This is a genomic window from Bacillus sp. RC242 (assembly GCF_044908245.1).
In the GTDB taxonomy this organism is placed as follows: Bacteria; Bacillota; Bacilli; order Bacillales; family Bacillaceae_G; genus Bacillus_A; species Bacillus_A mycoides.
The window spans coordinates 40,895-58,359 of the sequence record NZ_JBIYCZ010000018.1; the positions used below are offsets into that span (position 1 = coordinate 40,895).

General features: G+C 36.9%; 17 protein-coding genes and 1 pseudogene. 16 read left to right on the forward strand and 2 right to left on the reverse strand.

Going from position 1 to position 17,465, the window contains the following annotated elements; genetic code table 11:
• Nucleotides 1-79 precede the first annotated feature (79 nt).
• The 13 genes and pseudogenes from ABH957_RS25405 (at nt 80) to ABH957_RS25465 (ending at nt 14,090) form a co-directional block, all read left to right on the forward strand.
• On the forward strand, nt 80-1,669 hold the full coding sequence (locus ABH957_RS25405) for an ATP-binding protein (RefSeq protein WP_404455602.1): 1,590 nt from the start codon (nt 80-82) through the stop codon (nt 1,667-1,669).
• A 19-nt stretch (nt 1,670-1,688) separates the two neighbouring features.
• Entirely contained in the window at nt 1,689-2,366 is a 678-nt protein-coding gene (locus ABH957_RS25410; RefSeq protein WP_404446297.1) for a response regulator, read from the forward strand.
• The gene (locus tag ABH957_RS25415; RefSeq protein ID WP_404446439.1) at nt 2,363-3,337 is read left to right on the forward strand and encodes a tripartite tricarboxylate transporter substrate binding protein; all 975 of its coding nucleotides are present in this window, start codon (nt 2,363-2,365) and stop codon (nt 3,335-3,337) included. Before ABH957_RS25410 ends, ABH957_RS25415 begins: the two co-directional genes overlap by 4 nt.
• Before the next feature lie 88 nt (nt 3,338-3,425).
• Nucleotides 3,426-5,966: pseudogene (locus tag ABH957_RS25420) on the forward strand (MrcB family domain-containing protein).
• Nucleotides 5,941-8,385 carry a DUF2357 domain-containing protein gene (locus ABH957_RS25425; RefSeq protein ID WP_404512505.1) on the forward strand — a complete coding sequence of 815 codons (2,445 nt, stop codon included), beginning with the start codon at nt 5,941-5,943 and terminating at the stop codon, nt 8,383-8,385. Before ABH957_RS25420 ends, ABH957_RS25425 begins: the two are co-directional and overlap by 26 nt.
• 26 nt (nt 8,386-8,411) lie before the next feature.
• Nucleotides 8,412-9,407, forward strand: coding sequence for a PD-(D/E)XK nuclease family protein (locus tag ABH957_RS25430; RefSeq protein WP_404491271.1), 996 nt, complete (start codon nt 8,412-8,414; stop codon nt 9,405-9,407).
• Between the two features lie 256 nt (nt 9,408-9,663).
• Entirely contained in the window at nt 9,664-10,002 is a 339-nt protein-coding gene (locus ABH957_RS25435; RefSeq protein WP_404512470.1) for a magnetosome magnetite crystal formation protein family, read from the forward strand.
• Between the two features lie 3 nt (nt 10,003-10,005).
• Entirely contained in the window at nt 10,006-10,278 is a 273-nt protein-coding gene (locus ABH957_RS25440; RefSeq protein ID WP_404491268.1) for a hypothetical protein, read from the forward strand.
• Nucleotides 10,266-11,009 (forward strand): MerR family transcriptional regulator, encoded by a 744-nt coding sequence (locus tag ABH957_RS25445; protein ID WP_404491267.1) that lies wholly within the window; start codon nt 10,266-10,268, stop codon nt 11,007-11,009. The genes ABH957_RS25440 and ABH957_RS25445 overlap by 13 nt, the downstream gene beginning before the upstream one ends.
• Before the next feature lie 53 nt (nt 11,010-11,062).
• Nucleotides 11,063-11,389, forward strand: coding sequence for a phosphoribosyl-ATP pyrophosphohydrolase (locus ABH957_RS25450; RefSeq protein WP_404491265.1), 327 nt, complete (start codon nt 11,063-11,065; stop codon nt 11,387-11,389).
• A gap of 196 nt (nt 11,390-11,585) precedes the next feature.
• Nucleotides 11,586-12,443 (forward strand): DnaD domain-containing protein, encoded by an 858-nt coding sequence (locus ABH957_RS25455; protein ID WP_404455626.1) that lies wholly within the window; start codon nt 11,586-11,588, stop codon nt 12,441-12,443.
• Complete coding sequence (gene dnaB / locus ABH957_RS25460; RefSeq protein WP_404512472.1) at nt 12,440-13,726, forward strand: replicative DNA helicase; 1,287 nt, start codon at nt 12,440-12,442, stop codon at nt 13,724-13,726. Before ABH957_RS25455 ends, dnaB begins: the two co-directional genes overlap by 4 nt.
• A gap of 241 nt (nt 13,727-13,967) precedes the next feature.
• Nucleotides 13,968-14,090: a MerR family transcriptional regulator gene (locus tag ABH957_RS25465; RefSeq protein ID WP_242248217.1), complete on the forward strand. Its 123-nt coding sequence runs from the start codon at nt 13,968-13,970 to the stop codon at nt 14,088-14,090.
• 163 nt (nt 14,091-14,253) lie between these two features.
• On the opposite strand, the gene ABH957_RS25470 is transcribed toward ABH957_RS25465, so the two are convergent.
• Nucleotides 14,254-15,039 (reverse strand): TrmB family transcriptional regulator, encoded by a 786-nt coding sequence (locus ABH957_RS25470; RefSeq protein WP_404512474.1) that lies wholly within the window; start codon nt 15,037-15,039, stop codon nt 14,254-14,256.
• Nucleotides 15,040-15,149: 110 nt separating this feature from the next.
• Between ABH957_RS25470 and ABH957_RS25475 the strand changes: the two genes are divergently transcribed.
• On the forward strand, nt 15,150-15,917 hold the full coding sequence (locus ABH957_RS25475; protein ID WP_404512476.1) for a TSUP family transporter: 768 nt from the start codon (nt 15,150-15,152) through the stop codon (nt 15,915-15,917).
• 144 nt (nt 15,918-16,061) lie between these two features.
• On the opposite strand, the gene ABH957_RS25480 is transcribed toward ABH957_RS25475, so the two are convergent.
• Entirely contained in the window at nt 16,062-16,949 is an 888-nt protein-coding gene (locus tag ABH957_RS25480) for a DMT family transporter (RefSeq protein ID WP_404512478.1), read from the reverse strand.
• Between the two features lie 169 nt (nt 16,950-17,118).
• Between ABH957_RS25480 and ABH957_RS25485 the strand changes: the two genes are divergently transcribed.
• Together ABH957_RS25485 and ABH957_RS25490 are read left to right on the forward strand one after the other, a co-directional pair.
• Nucleotides 17,119-17,247 (forward strand): hypothetical protein, encoded by a 129-nt coding sequence (locus tag ABH957_RS25485; RefSeq protein WP_404512480.1) that lies wholly within the window; start codon nt 17,119-17,121, stop codon nt 17,245-17,247.
• Entirely contained in the window at nt 17,240-17,461 is a 222-nt protein-coding gene (locus ABH957_RS25490; protein ID WP_404512481.1) for a hypothetical protein, read from the forward strand. Before ABH957_RS25485 ends, ABH957_RS25490 begins: the two co-directional genes overlap by 8 nt.
• Nucleotides 17,462-17,465: the final 4 nt, after the last annotated feature.

A 17,465-nucleotide genomic window follows, 5' to 3' on the forward strand; every position in this document is an offset into this window, starting at 1 on the left:
TTGCTTCATTATTAGTTTTGTCATAATAATAGAAAAAGGAGATTGATAGTTTTGAATATTTTATCAAAGGATATGGAGTATGAAGAAATCACGTAAAGTGTCATTACAAACGAAAATAGTAAGCTTAATAATTACGTTAATTTTATTTGTCGTTCTTCTATTAGCGGGAATATTTGTTTACATTCAGTCCGTTGATACGAAGCGCCAAGTAGAGCAGCTAGCACTGCAAACGGCTAAATCTTTGTCTTTTATGCCAGCTATAAAAGATGCTTTTCAATACAACGAGCATAAAAGTACTATTCAATCCATTGCGGAACAAGTTCGCGAGCAAGCTGGTGCAGATTATGTAATTGTGGAAGATCGTTATGGGGTTATGTATTCACATTCTAATTCTGAGTTGATTGGAACAAAGAGTAACAATTTATATAACTATGAAGCACTTACTTTTGGTGGCTATTATACACTCGAAGGAAATGGTGCAAGTGGCCCGGCCTTAATGGCGAAAGCACCTATTATTGTTCATAACGGAGACTACGATCAAGTAGTAGGCGTTGTGACAGTAGAGTTTTTAATAAAAGGTATTGAATCTAACATATTGAGTAGAACGAAAGAAATTATCCTCTTTTCCTTAGCGGTGTTACTAGTTGGAATTGTTGGCGGTATTCTGTTAGCGCGTAGTATTCGTAAAGATACACTCGGTTTAGAACCGAATGAAATTGCAGCGTTATACCGGGAACGAAGTGCGATACTACTATCCATAAAAGAAGGGATTATCGCTATTGATCAAAACGGTTTTATTACGATGATGAATACGTCGGCAGAAGAAATGCTGTATGTAAGTGATGACTATATGCAGCAGCACATTTCAAAAGTTTTACCGGAATTTAATATGGAGAGAGTGCTAGAAAACGATCAAGAAATCGGGTTTCAAGATAAAGTGTTTATTTTAAACATGACACCAATACTCGAAAATAACAATACAGTAGGCGTTGTATGTAGTTTTAGAGATAAAACAGAATTGCAAAACCTTGTTAACACAATATCTGAGGTAAGAAAGTATTCAGAGGACTTACGCGCTCAAACACATGAATTTACAAATAAGCTTTTTGTCTTATCAGGATTACTTCAGTTAGGACATTACAAAGAAGCGATTGAATTTATCCAGCAAGAATCTAATATTCATCAAAGCCAAAACCATATTTTATTTCATCAAATTCACGATGCGAAAGTACAAGCTATTTTATTAGGGAAAATCGGAACGGCGTCTGAGAAGAAAATCGATTTTCATATTGAAGGAGATAGTACGCTTCATCCATTACCAGACCATATAAAAGTTTCGCACCTTATTACGATCCTTGGAAACATAATCGACAATGCATTTGATGCGGTGAGTGAACGAGAGGGAAAGAGTGTTTCCTTCTTTGTTACGGATATTGGATACGATATTGTGTTTGAAGTGATAGATAGTGGAGCGGGAGTACCGACAGAAAAAATCGCAACTATTTTTCAAAAAGGATTTTCAACGAAAGGAAATGATCGTGGTTACGGGCTAGCAAACGTGAAAGAAATGGTAGATCTACTAGAAGGAACAATTGAAATTCAAAACGAGAAAAATGGGGGAGCTATTTTTACAATTTACCTTCCAAAAACATTGAGAGAAAGTACATGACAAACAGGGGGATGGGCATATGTTGAAGGTTGCAATTGCAGAAGATGATTTCCGCGTAGCGCAAATTCAAGAGGAGTTTTTATCAAAAATAAAGGACGTAAAAGTGATCGGAAAAGCATTGAACGCAAAAGAAACGATGGAACTACTACAAAAGGAAGAAATCGATTTACTTCTATTAGATAATTATTTACCAGATGGAATTGGTACAGACTTATTGCCGAAAATCCATGCTGACTTTCCAAACGTTGACGTCATTATGGTTACAGCGGCGAATGAAAACCATATGTTAGAAAAAGCAATTCGAAATGGTGTAAGCAACTACCTTATAAAACCGGTCACGTTAGATAAATTTGTTTGCACCATTGAAGACTATAAAAGAAAGAAGCAATTATTACATAGTAACAATGAAGTAAATCAAGCACTAATCGATAACTTCTTCGGTACTTCGCAAACACAAGACATAAAAAACTTACCGACAGGTGTGGATCCGTTAACACTGCAAAAAGTGAAAGGGATTATAAAAGGATTCGAAGAGGGAATTACAATAGAAGAAATGGGAGAACAAATGGGGGCCTCCAGAACAACCGCAAGAAGATATTTAGAATACTTAGTAGCGACAAATGAGTGCACAGTAGAGTACACATACGGTATTATCGGACGGCCAGAACGAAAGTATCGAATAGGACGAGGGTTATGAAAAAACGATTATTACTATGTATATGGATCATAACAGGAGTAATAGCTGGTTGTTCTTCAGAAAAATCTCAAACGAATACAGTAAACATAGACAAAGTAGAAATCGTTGCACCGAACGTTCAAGGAGCTGGATGGGACTTAACAGCACGAGCGATGCAAAAAACGCTGACAGAAGAAAAAATCTTCACAAAACCAATCACTGTCACAAACAAAGTAGGTGGCAGCGGTGACGTCGGATGGAAATATACGAAACAAAAAGGCGGTCACGTACTTGCGATTAACTCAAGCTTACTCATAACGAACAACCTACTAGGCCACAGTAAACTAACATATAAAGACTTCACCCCACTCGCAACATTAGCATCGGACTGGGAAGTCGTTGTCGTATCAAAAGAATCAAACATAGAAAACGCAAAACAACTAATGGAACAATTAAAACAAGACAAGAAAAACTTCAAAATCGGCGTTGCCCCAGGCCTAGGAAACGACGATCACCTATCCTTCGTACAAGTAAGCAAAGCATTCGGCATCAACCCTGCCGAACTAGAATTCTTCGTCTACGAAAACAAAGAAAAAATCATAAACGCCCTAACGAACAAAAAAATAGGCGCCGCAACCATGACCCTATCCGAAGCCGAAAAACAATACAAAGCCGGCAAAATAAAAATACTAGCCGTATCCTCAGAAAAACGGCTAGACAGATTACCAGAAATCCCGACGTGGAAAGAACAAGGGATCGAAGTCATCTTCCAACACTGGAAAGGGATTATGGGGCCGAAAGATATGACTGAAGAAGAGGTGGCTTATTGGGATGGTGTTATTAAGAAGATGGTGGAGAGTGATAGTTGGAAGGGGATTTTGAGGGAGAGAGGTTGGGAGAGTTTTTATAAGGGGAGTGGGGAGAGTAGGGTGTTTCTTGAGGAGAGTAGTCAGGAGTATGGGGAGCTAGTGGGGAATAATAGAAATTATTAAATCATACGGTATGGCGTATGATTTTTCTTTTGTACATAGTTTGGTAAAATAGTAGTAATTGTAATTTATTGTAGCGGTGGGGATGAAAATGTTAGAGCAACTCATAATTGAATTGGCTAAATCAACGAAGCAGGTTGAAGATATAAAAGGTAATAAACCTTATTTGGTTATAAACAAGGATGATGAAGGATTATACGTTGAAACTAAACTTTCACTTGAGCAATATGAAAAGGGCGAGACAGCAATATCTTATTTTAAAGTGAGTTTTGAAATTCTTAAGAATGCTTGGGAAAAACTTATTGATGTTCGTAAGGTAAAGCATGAGGATTTTGGGAAAGCGGGAGAATGTAATGCTTTCTTGGTAGCTTTTTTTTCTCAGTTTCCATTTGTGAATGTGACTGGATCGCGAGCTATTATATTTAAAGAATTCCAAACTGATAATCTACCGAGTGAAAAATATGATAAAGTTATGCTCTTTTTAGAAGAGGTAATGAATGATACATATAATCCGATTAAGTTACGTGAACAAACGGATGAAAATTTATATAGTAGGAAGTCTCGTGCGCGTCAAGATTTAAGGTTACTGGGCTTTTTGAATGAATCCCATGAAATGAATAAGCTTCTATTAAGCGAATATGTTCAATCGAAGGATAAGAATGCTTTCATTGCCCAGTTAGTTTTAAAACAGGAATATTTCCGATATGCTTTATTTGTTCTTGGAGTTTTAAATAACTGTTCAAAAGATGACAAGAAAGAAGCATTAGTGGAGTTAGGAATGACGATTGTTCGAAATTCATTAGGAGATAATTTGATGGTTGAATCGGTAGCGAGGCGGCGTACGAATAATTTACTAGATTGGCTTGAGCAAGTAGGACTAATTAATGATGAATGGATTCCTGTTGAACAATATGTAAAAGATGATGGGGAAAAGGGCGGTAGTATGAACAGTAATTTACGTGAAAAGTTTTTAACGGTTATGAATGAGTATTTACAGGCAAGAACAGAAAGATTTGCGGGTCATAAAATGGGATCGGTTGTTAGGCATGAGATGACAACGGAAATAACGAGGTTACCATTTATTGATCATAATCAGTATGTTGTCACAGGATCAATTGGACAAGGAAATTGGGCTGCTGTTCCATGGCTGGCAATTATGAATAAAGATATTACGACATCTACGCAGCGAGGATATTATATCGTTTATTTATTTAGTGAAGATATGGAGCGATTATATTTAACGTTGGCGCAAGGTGTGACGGAAACGTCTAAAGAAGAGATGCAAAAAATTAAAGAAGAGATTCGTGAGCAAATACATATGTCCCAAAAGGTGAAAAAAGATGATGAAATTTTCCTAGGGACAAGTCCAAAAGCGAAAGGATATGCGAATTCAACAGCGGCTTATATTGCGTATGATGCTAATAAAATGCCAAGTGAAAAAGAGTTAGTAGAAGATCTAGAAGAAATGTTTCGTTATTATGAGGGATTTATTGCTTACAAAGAGGAAGGGACGAAATATGAAATGATTTATGAGAGGAAAGAAGTGTATTTAGATCAACAATCCATTATCGATCATGTGTCTTCTTATATTCAAAGTAAAGGTTTCTTTTATGAGAAAAAGGATCTTATTAATTTCTTCCTTTCATTAAAGACGAAGCCGTTTGTGATTTTATCAGGTATTTCAGGTACAGGGAAAACGAAAATTGTTCAGTGGTTTGCGGAGAGCTTAGGAGCAACGTAAGAGAATGGACAATTTACGCTTATTCCGGTTCGACCTGATTGGAGTGATAGTTCTGATTTGCTTGGGTATGTGAACCTTCAAGGGGAGTTTCAAGAAAGACCGTTAATTAAGGTGCTTGAAGCTGCAGATGCAAATCCAAATAGGCCGTATTTTGTAGTGTTGGACGAGATGAACTTAGCTCGAGTGGAATACTACTTTAGTGACTTTTTAAGCGTAATTGAAAGTCGTAAATGGAAAGATGGGAAAATTGTTACGTCACCAGTGCTTCCAGAATCAATTACGAATAAGCATATTACGATTCCATCAAATGTATATATTATCGGAACTGTAAATATGGATGAAACGACACATCCGTTAAGTAAAAAAGTATTAGATCGTGCGAATACAATTGAGTTTAATACCGTTAACTTAGATTATTTTAATTTCTTAATGGATGTAGAAGAGAAGGAAGCTGAAATTGTTTCTAATAGCTCTTTAGCAACTAAGTATCTGCATTTAAAAGAATGCTTTAAAGAAAACGAAGATCTTGTGAGAAATATATCGACCATTTTAATAGAAATAAATAAAACACTTGAATCAGTTGGCGCTCAAGTTGGATATCGTATACGAGATGAAATTTGTTTCTATATGGCATACAACGAAAAAGGAAAGTTATTATCATTCGATGAAGCGCTTGATTATCAAATATATCAAAAGATTTTACCGCGTCTTGCAGGGAGTGATGGCAGAACAGAAGAGGTATTAAAACAGTTGTATGTATTATGTGCAAATGAAGAAGACGATAGTGGCAATAATGACGCTTCCTATGCGAAGTATCCTCGTTCAGCTAACAAGCTGTCTCATATGTTAAGGAGGTTCGAATATGATGGTTTCACCTCTTTCTGGATCTAATAATGAGATAGAGCTAGTTAAGATTGAAACAGAGGAGCTATCATTGACGATTAAAGGAAATCCTTATCATGAAAAATACGAGAGCTTGAAAGAGTATCACACTATGAACGCAGATGAAATGATGTATTTTCATGTAGATGGGAAGACGGAATCCGTTTCTGTATTTGATGCGAGATTGCAGAGGCTAGATGAATGGAACGAACATCCGCCAATCTTTTTTGAGAATAGAAGTTATCAGCTTGTTGTTGTTCCGAAAAAGAATCAACAGCTCTCTTTTTATCATGAACATCCGGGTTTTCGAAAGCAAGTTAGTTCTATTCAAATGGGGTCACTTCATGTGTTAATGGGGAATCTTTCGTTTCCAAATGAAGTAGGAAATACAACATTTGAAATTAAAGACGAGCAAAATCCTTTATTAACTGTTAGCTTTGAAGTTTTCCCGGCAAAACTTGATTATAAGGATGATTACAGAGCCTTATTAGATGAAGTAAATGATGAAATTTATAATTTAGCGTTTCATTTACTAAAGAGAACTTACTTAGGAGCGTCTGCAATTTACGCTACAAATCCATCGAAGAGTGAATTCTACCGTATTTTAAATGATTCCTTTGAGCGATTTATGAAGTCGATCTCTCATATTAAAAGACAACCGCATCATACGCTCATGACTAGGCATCAACTTGTACGAGGAGAAAAAATTCGTAAATTGGATTCTGTCGGAATGAACTATTTACGAAAGCGACCACACTTGTTGCAAGGAGAAAACAGTATACCGACTAAAGGTATTACAGCTTATAAGGAAGTGTCTTATGATACGTTAGAAAATCGATTTGTTAAATGGATGATTCAAAGAGTTATACATAAAATCGATGATTTACTTAAGGCGCTAGAGAAAAAGTCTAGATATACACGTGGTGAAACTGATGAAGATTTGCTGGAACGTGTAAAAAATATGAAGTATCGAATGAAAAATGAATTGAACGATCCATTTTGGAGAGGAATCGGAAAATTAGATCGATCAGTTTTTTCACTTGTTATTCAAATGGCAGCAGGATATAGAGATGCGTATCAAATCTACTTAATGCTATCGCGTGGTTTAACATTACGAGGACAAATTTTCAAAATGTCGGTAAAAGATGTCGCAAGGTTATACGAATACTGGACGTATTTAAAACTTGGACAAATTCTATCTAAAAAATATATACCGCTCCATCAAGATGTTATTCAAGTTAAACAAGAAGGTTTGTACGTAACGTTAGATGAAAGTAAAACCGCCAAAAGAACGTTCAAGCATCCAGTCACTGATGAAGTAATAGAACTGTATTTCCAGAAAAGAAACGGTAGACTGCCAACAGTTACACAAAAACCAGATACGATGCTCGCTATTGAGAAAAAGGGAAAGAGTTATCAATACCAATATATTTTTGATGCAAAGTATCGAATTGATTTTGCTGAAAGTTCTCATTATAAAAGGAAGTATGGCGCCCCTGGTCCAATGGAAGAAGACATTAATACAATGCACCGCTACAGAGATGCACTAGTAGTAGAACAAGAAGGACCATTTGAACGAACAGCTTACGGAGCATACGTATTATTCCCGTGGAACCAAGAGGAAGCGTATGAGAATCATCCATTTTATAAAAGTATCGAAAAAGTAAATATCGGTGGCTTTCCGTTCCTACCGAACGCAACAAGGCTAGTTGAACAGTTTCTAGATCATCTCATTGAAAAAAGCCCAGAAGAAATTATAAGAGAAGGTATCCTCCCAAGAGGAACAAAAGAAGAATGGCACTCTTCACTAGAAGAAAAAGTATTAGTGGGCAGCGTGAAAACTGAAGCTGACTATGAAACATATAGAAAGAATGGCTTATATCAGTTACCGGTCACACAGCTAAAACCAGGATGGCAAGAAGCGAAGTACATAGCATTATATGCACCGAAAAAATGGCACGGCGAAAAAGGTGGAATCCAGTACGTAGCCAAAATTAAACACATTCAAATGCAACAAAACGATGAGTATGTACATTTTGAACTAGAGCCATGGAAAAAACTAGACCATCTCATCCGCCCAGTAGGATACAGCATTCAAACATACACAATAACAACTATGTCGTTATTAAAAGAAGTACAAGAACTCCCGGAACTCTTCATGAAATCAAAGGAAGAACGAATTCTTTGGAAAACACTACGCCGTTTTACGAAGCAGGTTAAAGTTGAGTTGGATCATCGCAATTTAGATGAGGCTTCTGCTATTAAGAGTTATTATGTGCAGGATGTTCAGATTTGGGTTGATTATGAAAATGAGGTTGTTGTGGTGGGGAGAGATGGGCGAGTTAAAGAGGTTCCTTTGGAGTTGGTTGTTGGTAGGAGTTCGGTGTTGTTTAGGGAGGTTTTAGAAGTATTAAATGTTGGGGAGTAGCATTTAGATAAAAAGGGGATTAAATAATGGATAAGAGACCGAATTTATTTTCATATGGAACAAGTGAGTTTTCGCAAGATGCTTTTATTTGTTGGCTAGCAGAGTGGGCGAACCCAATCTATAAAGAAATTGATGAATACTTACATGAAGCTGGTATAGATTTTATTAGAAGAATATATGACTTGCATAAAAAGAACTTTCCAGCTGCTATTAAAGAAATTAAGATTACGAAACAATTTAAAGGTTTAGATATACTTATTGAAATTAACGGTAATCAGGTTATTTTAATTGAAGATAAAACGTATACAAAAGAACATTCTAATCAATTAAAGCGTTATTATGAAGAAGTGGCTAAACTAGAAAGATACAATGAATGTGATCTATTACCTATCTATTATAAGATAGGTAATCAAAGTGATTACTCAGCGGTGATCGATGCAAAGTATAAGTTGTTTACAAGAAAACAAATGCTTGAATTTTTACAAGAAAATATAGATAGAGGCGTTCAAGATCAAGTATTGTTAGATTACTATTTTTATTTAAGGGAAATAGATCAAAACTATGATTCATATAAGACAATACCGTTAAGTGAGTGGAAAGGTGAAGCATGGGAAGGGTTTTATGAGGAGTTAAAGCAAGGTGGGATCAAAGGCCAATATGGGTATGTAGCTAATCCGAATGGTGGATTCTATGCCTTATGGTGGAATGAACAAGAGGATAATGATTGCAGGCAGTATTTGCAGTTAGAAGAAGGCCGATTATGTTTTAAGATACATGTTGCTGATAAGGATAGAAGAAAGGAACTTAGGGATAAGTGGAGTAAGGCGCTGATTGAACGAAGTCATAATTATTCTTTCAAGGTGGAGAAACCTAGATTTGGTAATGGACGATATATGACGGTTGCTGTGGTGAGGGATTATAGAGTGGGAGATGGAAAAGGGAGAATTGATATTCCTGGAACGATGGGAGTTTTAGGTGAAGTGGAGAAATTTTTAAAAATGATAGATGTAATTGTGAAATAGATTAGATAAATATTAGTCGGATAAATTGTATTATTAGCTATGGGAAGAAGAGCATATGAGATATATGCTCTTCTTTCTATTTGTAAATAACGTGGATGTGAGATTTTAAATGATGACCTCCACTCTGTCAAGGTAAAGGTCTTCTTTCATTTATATTGATGTTACTAAAACTTTTCTATACAATTCCCCTTGCACCTCTCCTAACGTCACCCTCTAACCTAAAGAAGACAAATCAAAAAGGGGGACAAAACTACTCATGAAAACCACCACAAAAGAAAAAAGAAACACCATAATCATGCTACTACTTTCAGCCGCAATAGGAATCTTTTCACCACTACTCATGTACATCACACTGGCACGTAAAAACGGGGTGTACAAATACCATTGCCGAAAGGCGTTCAACTTTCATTTTTTAATCTCTCTTCTATTTAATATTAGTTCAAGTATTAGTGATGTTTTGTTTTGGATTGTGTTTGCCTTTGAGTTCGTTCAAGTGATCATTGTTGCGTGGAAAGTAATACACGATGAACCATATCGTTATTTCATTCGAATTCCTTTATTTAAAGAAGATAAGCATGTCGTGGAAGGAGAATAGGCGATGAAACAAGAAGTGGAGATAAGAGGAAAGCAAATTTTTATTATGATTGCCGTTTTGTTTATTACGATTTATATTATTTTACGAAAAAGAAAGTATGAGTACTTTTATGACGGTATTAGTGAGTATGAACATCGTTATAGAGGGAATGTTCCTTTTGGATTGCTTGTTATAGGTTTGTGTCAATATTGTAGGCAGAATGAGATGAGTTTTTCTTATATGCTTCAGTATGTAGAAGAGAAGTTAGTGGAGCAGGTGATGATATGGCGTGGATGATTAGTGAGTTTGCAGGTGTTGGGGATGTTACGGTGCGGACGCTTCGTTATTATGACAAGATTAATCTATTAAAGCCGAGCGATTATACTGAGGGTGGGCATCGGTTATATACGAAAGATGATTTGTATGTGCTACAACAAATTCAATCGTTTAAGCATCTCGGTTTTTCGCTTGGGGAAATTCAAAATATTATATTGCAGCGTGATATAGAGACAGAAGAATTTTTAAGACAAATGCATTTTCAAAGGGAATTGCTTTTGGTAGAGCAAGAAAGAATTGCGAAGGTACTTTCGCATATGGATGAGATGACGAAGAAGTTTCAAAAGAAAGAGCGAGTGGATGTCGCTTTGTTTTCTTCGTTTTTGCAAACTTTTATTTGGGAGAAAGAAAATAAAGAATGGTTAGAGGAACATTTTTCGAAGGATAGTGTTCAAGATTTTTATAATAATAAGGAATTAAAAGAAAAGTTTGATCAGCATTTTATGGATGTGATAGGGAAGTTGAAAAAGTATAAGGAAGAAGAGAGGGACCCGTGTCATCATGACGTTCAAGTTACCTTGAAGGAATTTTTCAGTGTAATAGAAGAAGTAACGAACTATCTTGATACACCTCAAAGTGATATAGAGGATATAATCCAAAAATCAAACCTCCCACTATCCGAATTCCCAACCCTCTTCACAACCGAAGAAGAAAACTATATAAAAGAAGCAATGAAGCAGTTTAACACCTAGTTAAACTGCTTTTCCATTATATATAGAAGAAAAACATAACGGAGGAAAATCCCATGCCAACCCACAACAAACTAATCCGAAACAAAATCCCACAAATAATAAAAGCTAACGGAAAAACACTCACAACAAGAATCCTAAACGAAGACGAATACAGAAAAGAACTATGCAAAAAAACAGAAGAAGAACTAACCGAATACTTAGAAGCAACAACAAAATCCCATAAACTCGAAGAACTATCCGACCTACTAGAACTAATAAACGCCCTAGCCGAACACGAAGGCACAACACTAGAAGAAATCAACAACATCCGAAAAAAGAAAGCAAAAGAACGAGGCGGCTTCTCAGATCGAGTCTTCCTAATCGAAGTAACCGACAACTAGCCCCTCCCATACCCCTTCCAAGCCCCTACCAAGTAATAAATCACTAAGAAAAAACACAACAAAACAAAAACAACAACAAACACCGTAGTAGTAGTCAAAAAAAATTTGAAATAACACGCCAAAAACCTGGCCCTCCTTCCTATATATAGTACAAAGAAGAAATTTTTACTTTTGAATGAGGACGGGAGGAATTAGGATGGCGGTGTATCGTAATGTGCAGGTGAATTTTTGGCAGGATGATTTTGTTTTGGATTTGACGCCGGAGGAGCGGTATTTTTATGTTTATTTGTTAACTTGTTCGAAGACGACGCAGTGTGGGATTTTTCCGTTTCCGAAGCGGTTAGCTGAGATGGAGACGGGTTATAACAGGGGGACTGTTGATAAGTTAGTGCAGCGCTTTATTGATTATGGAAAGATTCTGTATGATGCGGAGACGAGGGAGTTATTTATTTTAAATTGGCTTCGTTATAATCCTGTGACGAATACGAATGTGGAGAAGTGTGTGCTTCGTGAGCTGAAGGGTGTGAAGAATAAGGAGTTTGTACATATGTTTCTTCAGAAGTGCGTAGAGGAGGAGCTGAATGTTCCGATGCTTTTAGCACATTTCGGTATGCCAGGTGATTTGGCCGTTCATGATGTTGATCCGGTTTGTGAAGAGGCGGAAGAAGAGGTTATAGAGGAAGAGACGGGAAGTCGCGTGTTTTCTTTTTATGAGCAACATTTCGGTAGTTTGTCTCCTCATACTGTGGAGGAACTGAGTGCGTGGATGGAAGATTTGTCAGAGGAGCTTGTGCTGAAGGCTCTTCAAATTGCGTATGAGAATAATAAGCGGACGGTTGCTTATGTGAAGGGGATTTTGAGGGGGTGGCACGGGAAAGGGTTTACGAAAGTATCTGAGGTTGAGGCAGATACGGCTCAGTTTAGGAAGAAGGAGTCGTCTGTTAGTAGCGGGGAGACGGAGGAGTTTTTGACGAGGTGCGAGGAGTGGGAGAAGAATGCGCTGTCAGAGGAAGAGTTGCAGCGGTTCTTAACTGAACGCGGGTGGCGTCCATGAGTATTCAAAATGTGGAGGCGGAAAAGACGGTGTTAGGTTCTCTTTTAATTGATGGAGAGCTTATTAAGGAGTGCCGTTTGACGGAGCATTATTTTTCTATGCCGGTGCATAAGTCTATATTTCGGTTAATGCGAAAAATTGAAGATGAAGGGCAACCAATTGATCTTGTGACGCTCGTTTCTAGGATGAATCCAAATTTTTTGGAGAATATCGGGGGGATGGAGTATTTTATAGCGTTAATAGAGGGTGTGCCTACAACTGCCAACTTCTCTTATTATGAGGGGCTTGTTCGAGGTGCATGGAAAATGTATCAGGCTGGCGTTCTTGGGCGCAAGATGGGAGAGCGTCTTATTGCGGAGAAGAATGAGAAAATTATTGGTGAGACGATTACGGCGCTTTGTGAGTTAGAGGAAAAGGACTATGTATGTGAGTTTGATTTGAAGGATGCTTTAGTTGGTTTGTATGAAGAGCTTCATCAAGATACGAAAGAGAATACTGGTATTGAGACTGGTTATACATCGCTAAATAAGATGACGTGCGGATTGCAGGAAGGGGATTTTGTCGTCCTTGGAGCGCGTCCTTCTATGGGGAAGACGGCGTTTGCATTAAATATCGCGCTGCATGCGGCGAAGTCTGGAGCGGCAGTTGGGTTGTTTTCATTAGAGATGAGTAGTAAGCAACTGCTAAAAAGGCTGGCGTCTTGCGCGGGCGAAGTGTCAGGAGGTAGGCTGAAAAATCCGAAGCATCGTTTTACGATAGAAGACTGGGAAAAGGTGAGTAAGGCGTTTGCGGAGATTGGTGAGTTGCCACTTGAGATTTATGATAAGGCCGGTGTTACAATGCAGGATATTTGGATGCAGACTCGTAAGTTAAAGAGGAAGCATGGGGATAAAAAGCTTTTAGTCATTGTGGATTATTTGCAGCTTATTACGGGCGATCCAAAGCATAAGGGCAATCGATTTCAAGAGATTAGTGAAATTTCTCGTAAGCTTAAGTTATTAGCGCGTGATTTAAATGTTTGTATAGTAGCGTTGTCGCAATTGTCTCGTTCCGTAGAGTCACGGCAAGATAAGCGTCCTCTTTTATCTGATTTAAGAGAGACGGGACAAATTGAGCAAGACGCGGATGTCATTATGCTTATGTATCGCGAAGATTATTACGATAAGGAAACGATGCAGAAAGAGATGACGGAGATTCATGTGGCGAAGCATCGGAATGGGCCTGTGGGTAGTTTTAAGCTGAGATTTTTGAAGGAGTTTGGAAGGTTTGTGGAGAGTGGATGATAAAATAGAAGAAGGCATATAAAAAGGTAAAGGAGTGGTTACGGTTGACAAAAGTAGGTCGTTTATCCCGCATTAACGGGCAGTAAAACTCCCACCTCAAAATTCGGTTGGAGCAAAGGAGTTAGGTGGGAGATCAACTGCCCGTAAACGCCCGATTGGTTCAACTAATAATCAGTGGGGGATGAACAAAACCCCCACTGATTAAAGTTTCACTTTATATGAGCAAGAGAAGCAAGAAGAAATAGATAAAGCACTTTCGGCAGCTGGAATGCTCTTTAAGGGAATGAGTATAGAGGAAGTGGCTAAGAAATTAGATGTAACAATTGAGACGGTGAAAGAGTGGGAGAAGCGTTTATCTCATTAATCGCTGGGTTAATGGGAATATTCCGCAAAGGGAAAATGGCAGCGTCTGTATAAATTTATATAAAAATAGCCGACTATTTACTATATAATAGTCAGCTATTTTTGTACGGAGAAGTTGTTAGGTTTAATACGCAAATTTTTTGATTTGCTCTTGAATATGTTTCTTATTTTTCCAAAAAGAAGGATTTTCTCTCTGTAGTAATCCATTGCTCCAAATCATCTTGGCTACGTTGTACAAGTCGATTCACTAAAACATCATGCCATACATAATCCTCTAATAGGTATATATGAACGGGATCATCTGTATAAAAAGCAATATTACGCTCCTCAAGTGATGGTCCATAAATCATCTCTTTAGAATCTATCGATAAAATAAACCAATGTTCTGTAGACAGGGTTTCTGTATAAGGTGTTATACGATGGGCTTCTAGATTTTTAATGGGATTTTCAACATGCAGGGTAATACCTTGTACTGTAACTTTATCAGCTACCTCAGATAGTTCCTCTTTTAACGCTTCATACATCTCATCCCACATTGAAATGACAATACGTTTTTGGGCTTTTTTTATTAATGCCTGACAGTAGCTAATTATTGTTTTATTGTCTTTTAAAGTAATCACTCGATTATCCGTTTTTTCCTCGAAAGTTTCTAGTTTTTTTAATGAATCACTGATTCCTTCATAAGTAGACTGCCATTCTGATTGAGCCTTCTGTAAAAAGATTTCAACAGGTAGAGGTGAATAGCGAGTGGTGTCATTTATTTCTTCTTTCATGACAATTCCTTTTTCTACAAGGTTACCCAAAATCTCGTAAATTCGCGCTCTTGGGATACCCGAATCCTTACTCACTTGGTAGGCTGTGACAGGCCCCTGTTTAACAAGAGATACATAAGATTTAGCTTCATATTCATTAAAACCAATTTTTTTAAGCTGTTGCACTATGTAGTCCACTTTTTTCGTCCTCCGATGTTTGCTTTTATATTTCAACGTTACAATAACTGTTTACATTTAGCAAATTATTAGTTACTATTCTGATAGTGACTAAAGGGGAGGTTAATAGTATGGATTTTTATTTAGACCCATCAGTATTAATTATTTTGATTGCTTTTGGATTTTTAGCTGCATTTATTGATTCAGTTGTAGGTGGTGGAGGACTCATTGCCTTACCCGCTTTATTATTTACAGGACTGAATCCAGCAAGTGCAGTAGCTACGAATAAACTAGCGTCGACAATGGGGTGTGCAACTAGTAATATTGTGTTTTATCGTTCTGGTAATCTTGATTTGAAATCGGCGTTGAAATTATTTCCACTCACTTTCATAGGCTCCATAATAGGGGCATGGACCGTTCATTTAATGAACCCAGAAGTACTGAAGCCATTGATGCTGATCATGCTTGGTGCGGTTGCTATTTATACGATATTCAAAAAGGATTGGGGTAATATTTCCACTCATAAAAAATTGTCTGGTCGACACGTCATTATCTTTACTTTTTTTATTTTTATTATTGGTTTTTATGATGGATTTCTAGGTCCTGGCACAGGTTCGTTTTTAATGTTTTCTCTTTTATTTATTGGGTATGATTTTTTAAAAGCAGCAGGTAATGCGAAGGTTCTTAATTTAGGAAGTAATGTTGGTGCATTGTTGATGTTTATGTATGTAGGGCAAGTGAATTATGCGTATGGTTTTATAATGGGGGTTGCTCAAATTGCTGGAGGGATTGTTGGCTCCAAATTTGCTATAAAAAAAGGAAGCGGGTATGTTCGTGCTCTTTTCATTACAGTAACTTGTTTATTGCTAGCGAAAAATCTTTATGATTATATTCATTAAGTAATTTTGAACATTTTTTAGATGCTACCTTATTCGAAGATAGCATCTAAAAAAAGGCTCATTTAAAAGGAAATTTAAGTTAAGAGAATGAAAATAATACAAACGACTATTTTCGGGGTATGTTTATCTATCTTAATAAAATCCCTACTCCACATTCTTCTTATAATTAACCCGCAGCAAACTCTTAAAATCCACCTCAGCAATCAACACACTTAACAATATAAGCGTCGCCCCTAAGTACCCTTTTCCTGTGAGCGTTTCACCTGTGAAAACAAAGGCGAATCCTGCTGAAAAGACAGGTTCTAATGAAAAAATAAGTCCTGTATGTGTGGGCGTAGTGTATTGTTGGGCGATAACTTGCACGATGAATGCAACTGCGGTGCAAAATATGCTTAAGGCTAAGATGATTAGCCATGAGTCGATAGTGCCAGGAAGTTTTGGGGTTTCCATCACTAATGAAAAAATAAGACTAAATAGGCCGACAAAACCGAGTTGTACTACCCCAAGTGCAATTGAATTCACATGTTTTGTTACGTTTCCAGTAATGATGACATGAATGGCATAAAATAAGGCAGACAGTATGCAAAATATATCGCCGTTACCGATCTTGAATTCACTAGTTAATGTTAATAAGCCAATTCCTATTATCGTTAACACAATTCCTAATATAACTTTCTTTTCAGGAATGTGTTTTAAAAATATAGCTGATAATATCGGAATGAAAATGACTGTGAGACATAGTAAGAAACCAGCATTAGACACACTTGTATACTTTGTACCGAATGTCGCAAAAATGTAAACGATAAATAAAACAGAAGCTAGTATAAAGGCATATTTTACAGTTTTAAAATCGACTTTGAATAAATGTTTGTAAAATATTAAACCTGATAAAAGAAAGGCAATAATAAATCGTAATGCGATTAAATTATATTCTTCTATGCCATCAAGTCCAAGCTTTGTAAGTAGGATGGATGCACCCCAAAAAAATGTAACTAGTAGTAGCATTAAATCAGCTTTTAATTGAATTTTCATTTCTATTCCCTCGTTATGTATAATTTATGATTCCATACCCCTATCCCCATTGTTTATTTTAATATTAATTCTGAATATTTGGAACTAAAATTTATCGACGTTTTATTCTATAGTTACGTACGAATTAACGTTATCTACCGCAAAAACATTAGCGAAGTTAAATCCAAACATGACATTCATTTACGTATCCGGTAGCGGAACAGATAGTACAGAATCAGGACGTACGATGTGGGCGAGAGTGAAGGAGAGAACGGAAAATGAGTTATTACGTTTACCTTTCAAATCTGTATATGTTTAGACTAAGATTAATCATTCCGGCAAATGGTGTGAAATCAAAAACGAAATTGTACCAATTAATGTATGATGTGATGAAGCCCTTTAATCCTCTGTTGAAGCGATTCGGCAGTGTGATAACTTCTAAGCAGTTGGGAAGAGCTATGGTGCGAGTTGGGAAAGATGGATATTCTCGTTCAATTATAGAAAGTTCGGATTTGAAGAAAATCGGTAAGTAATAGT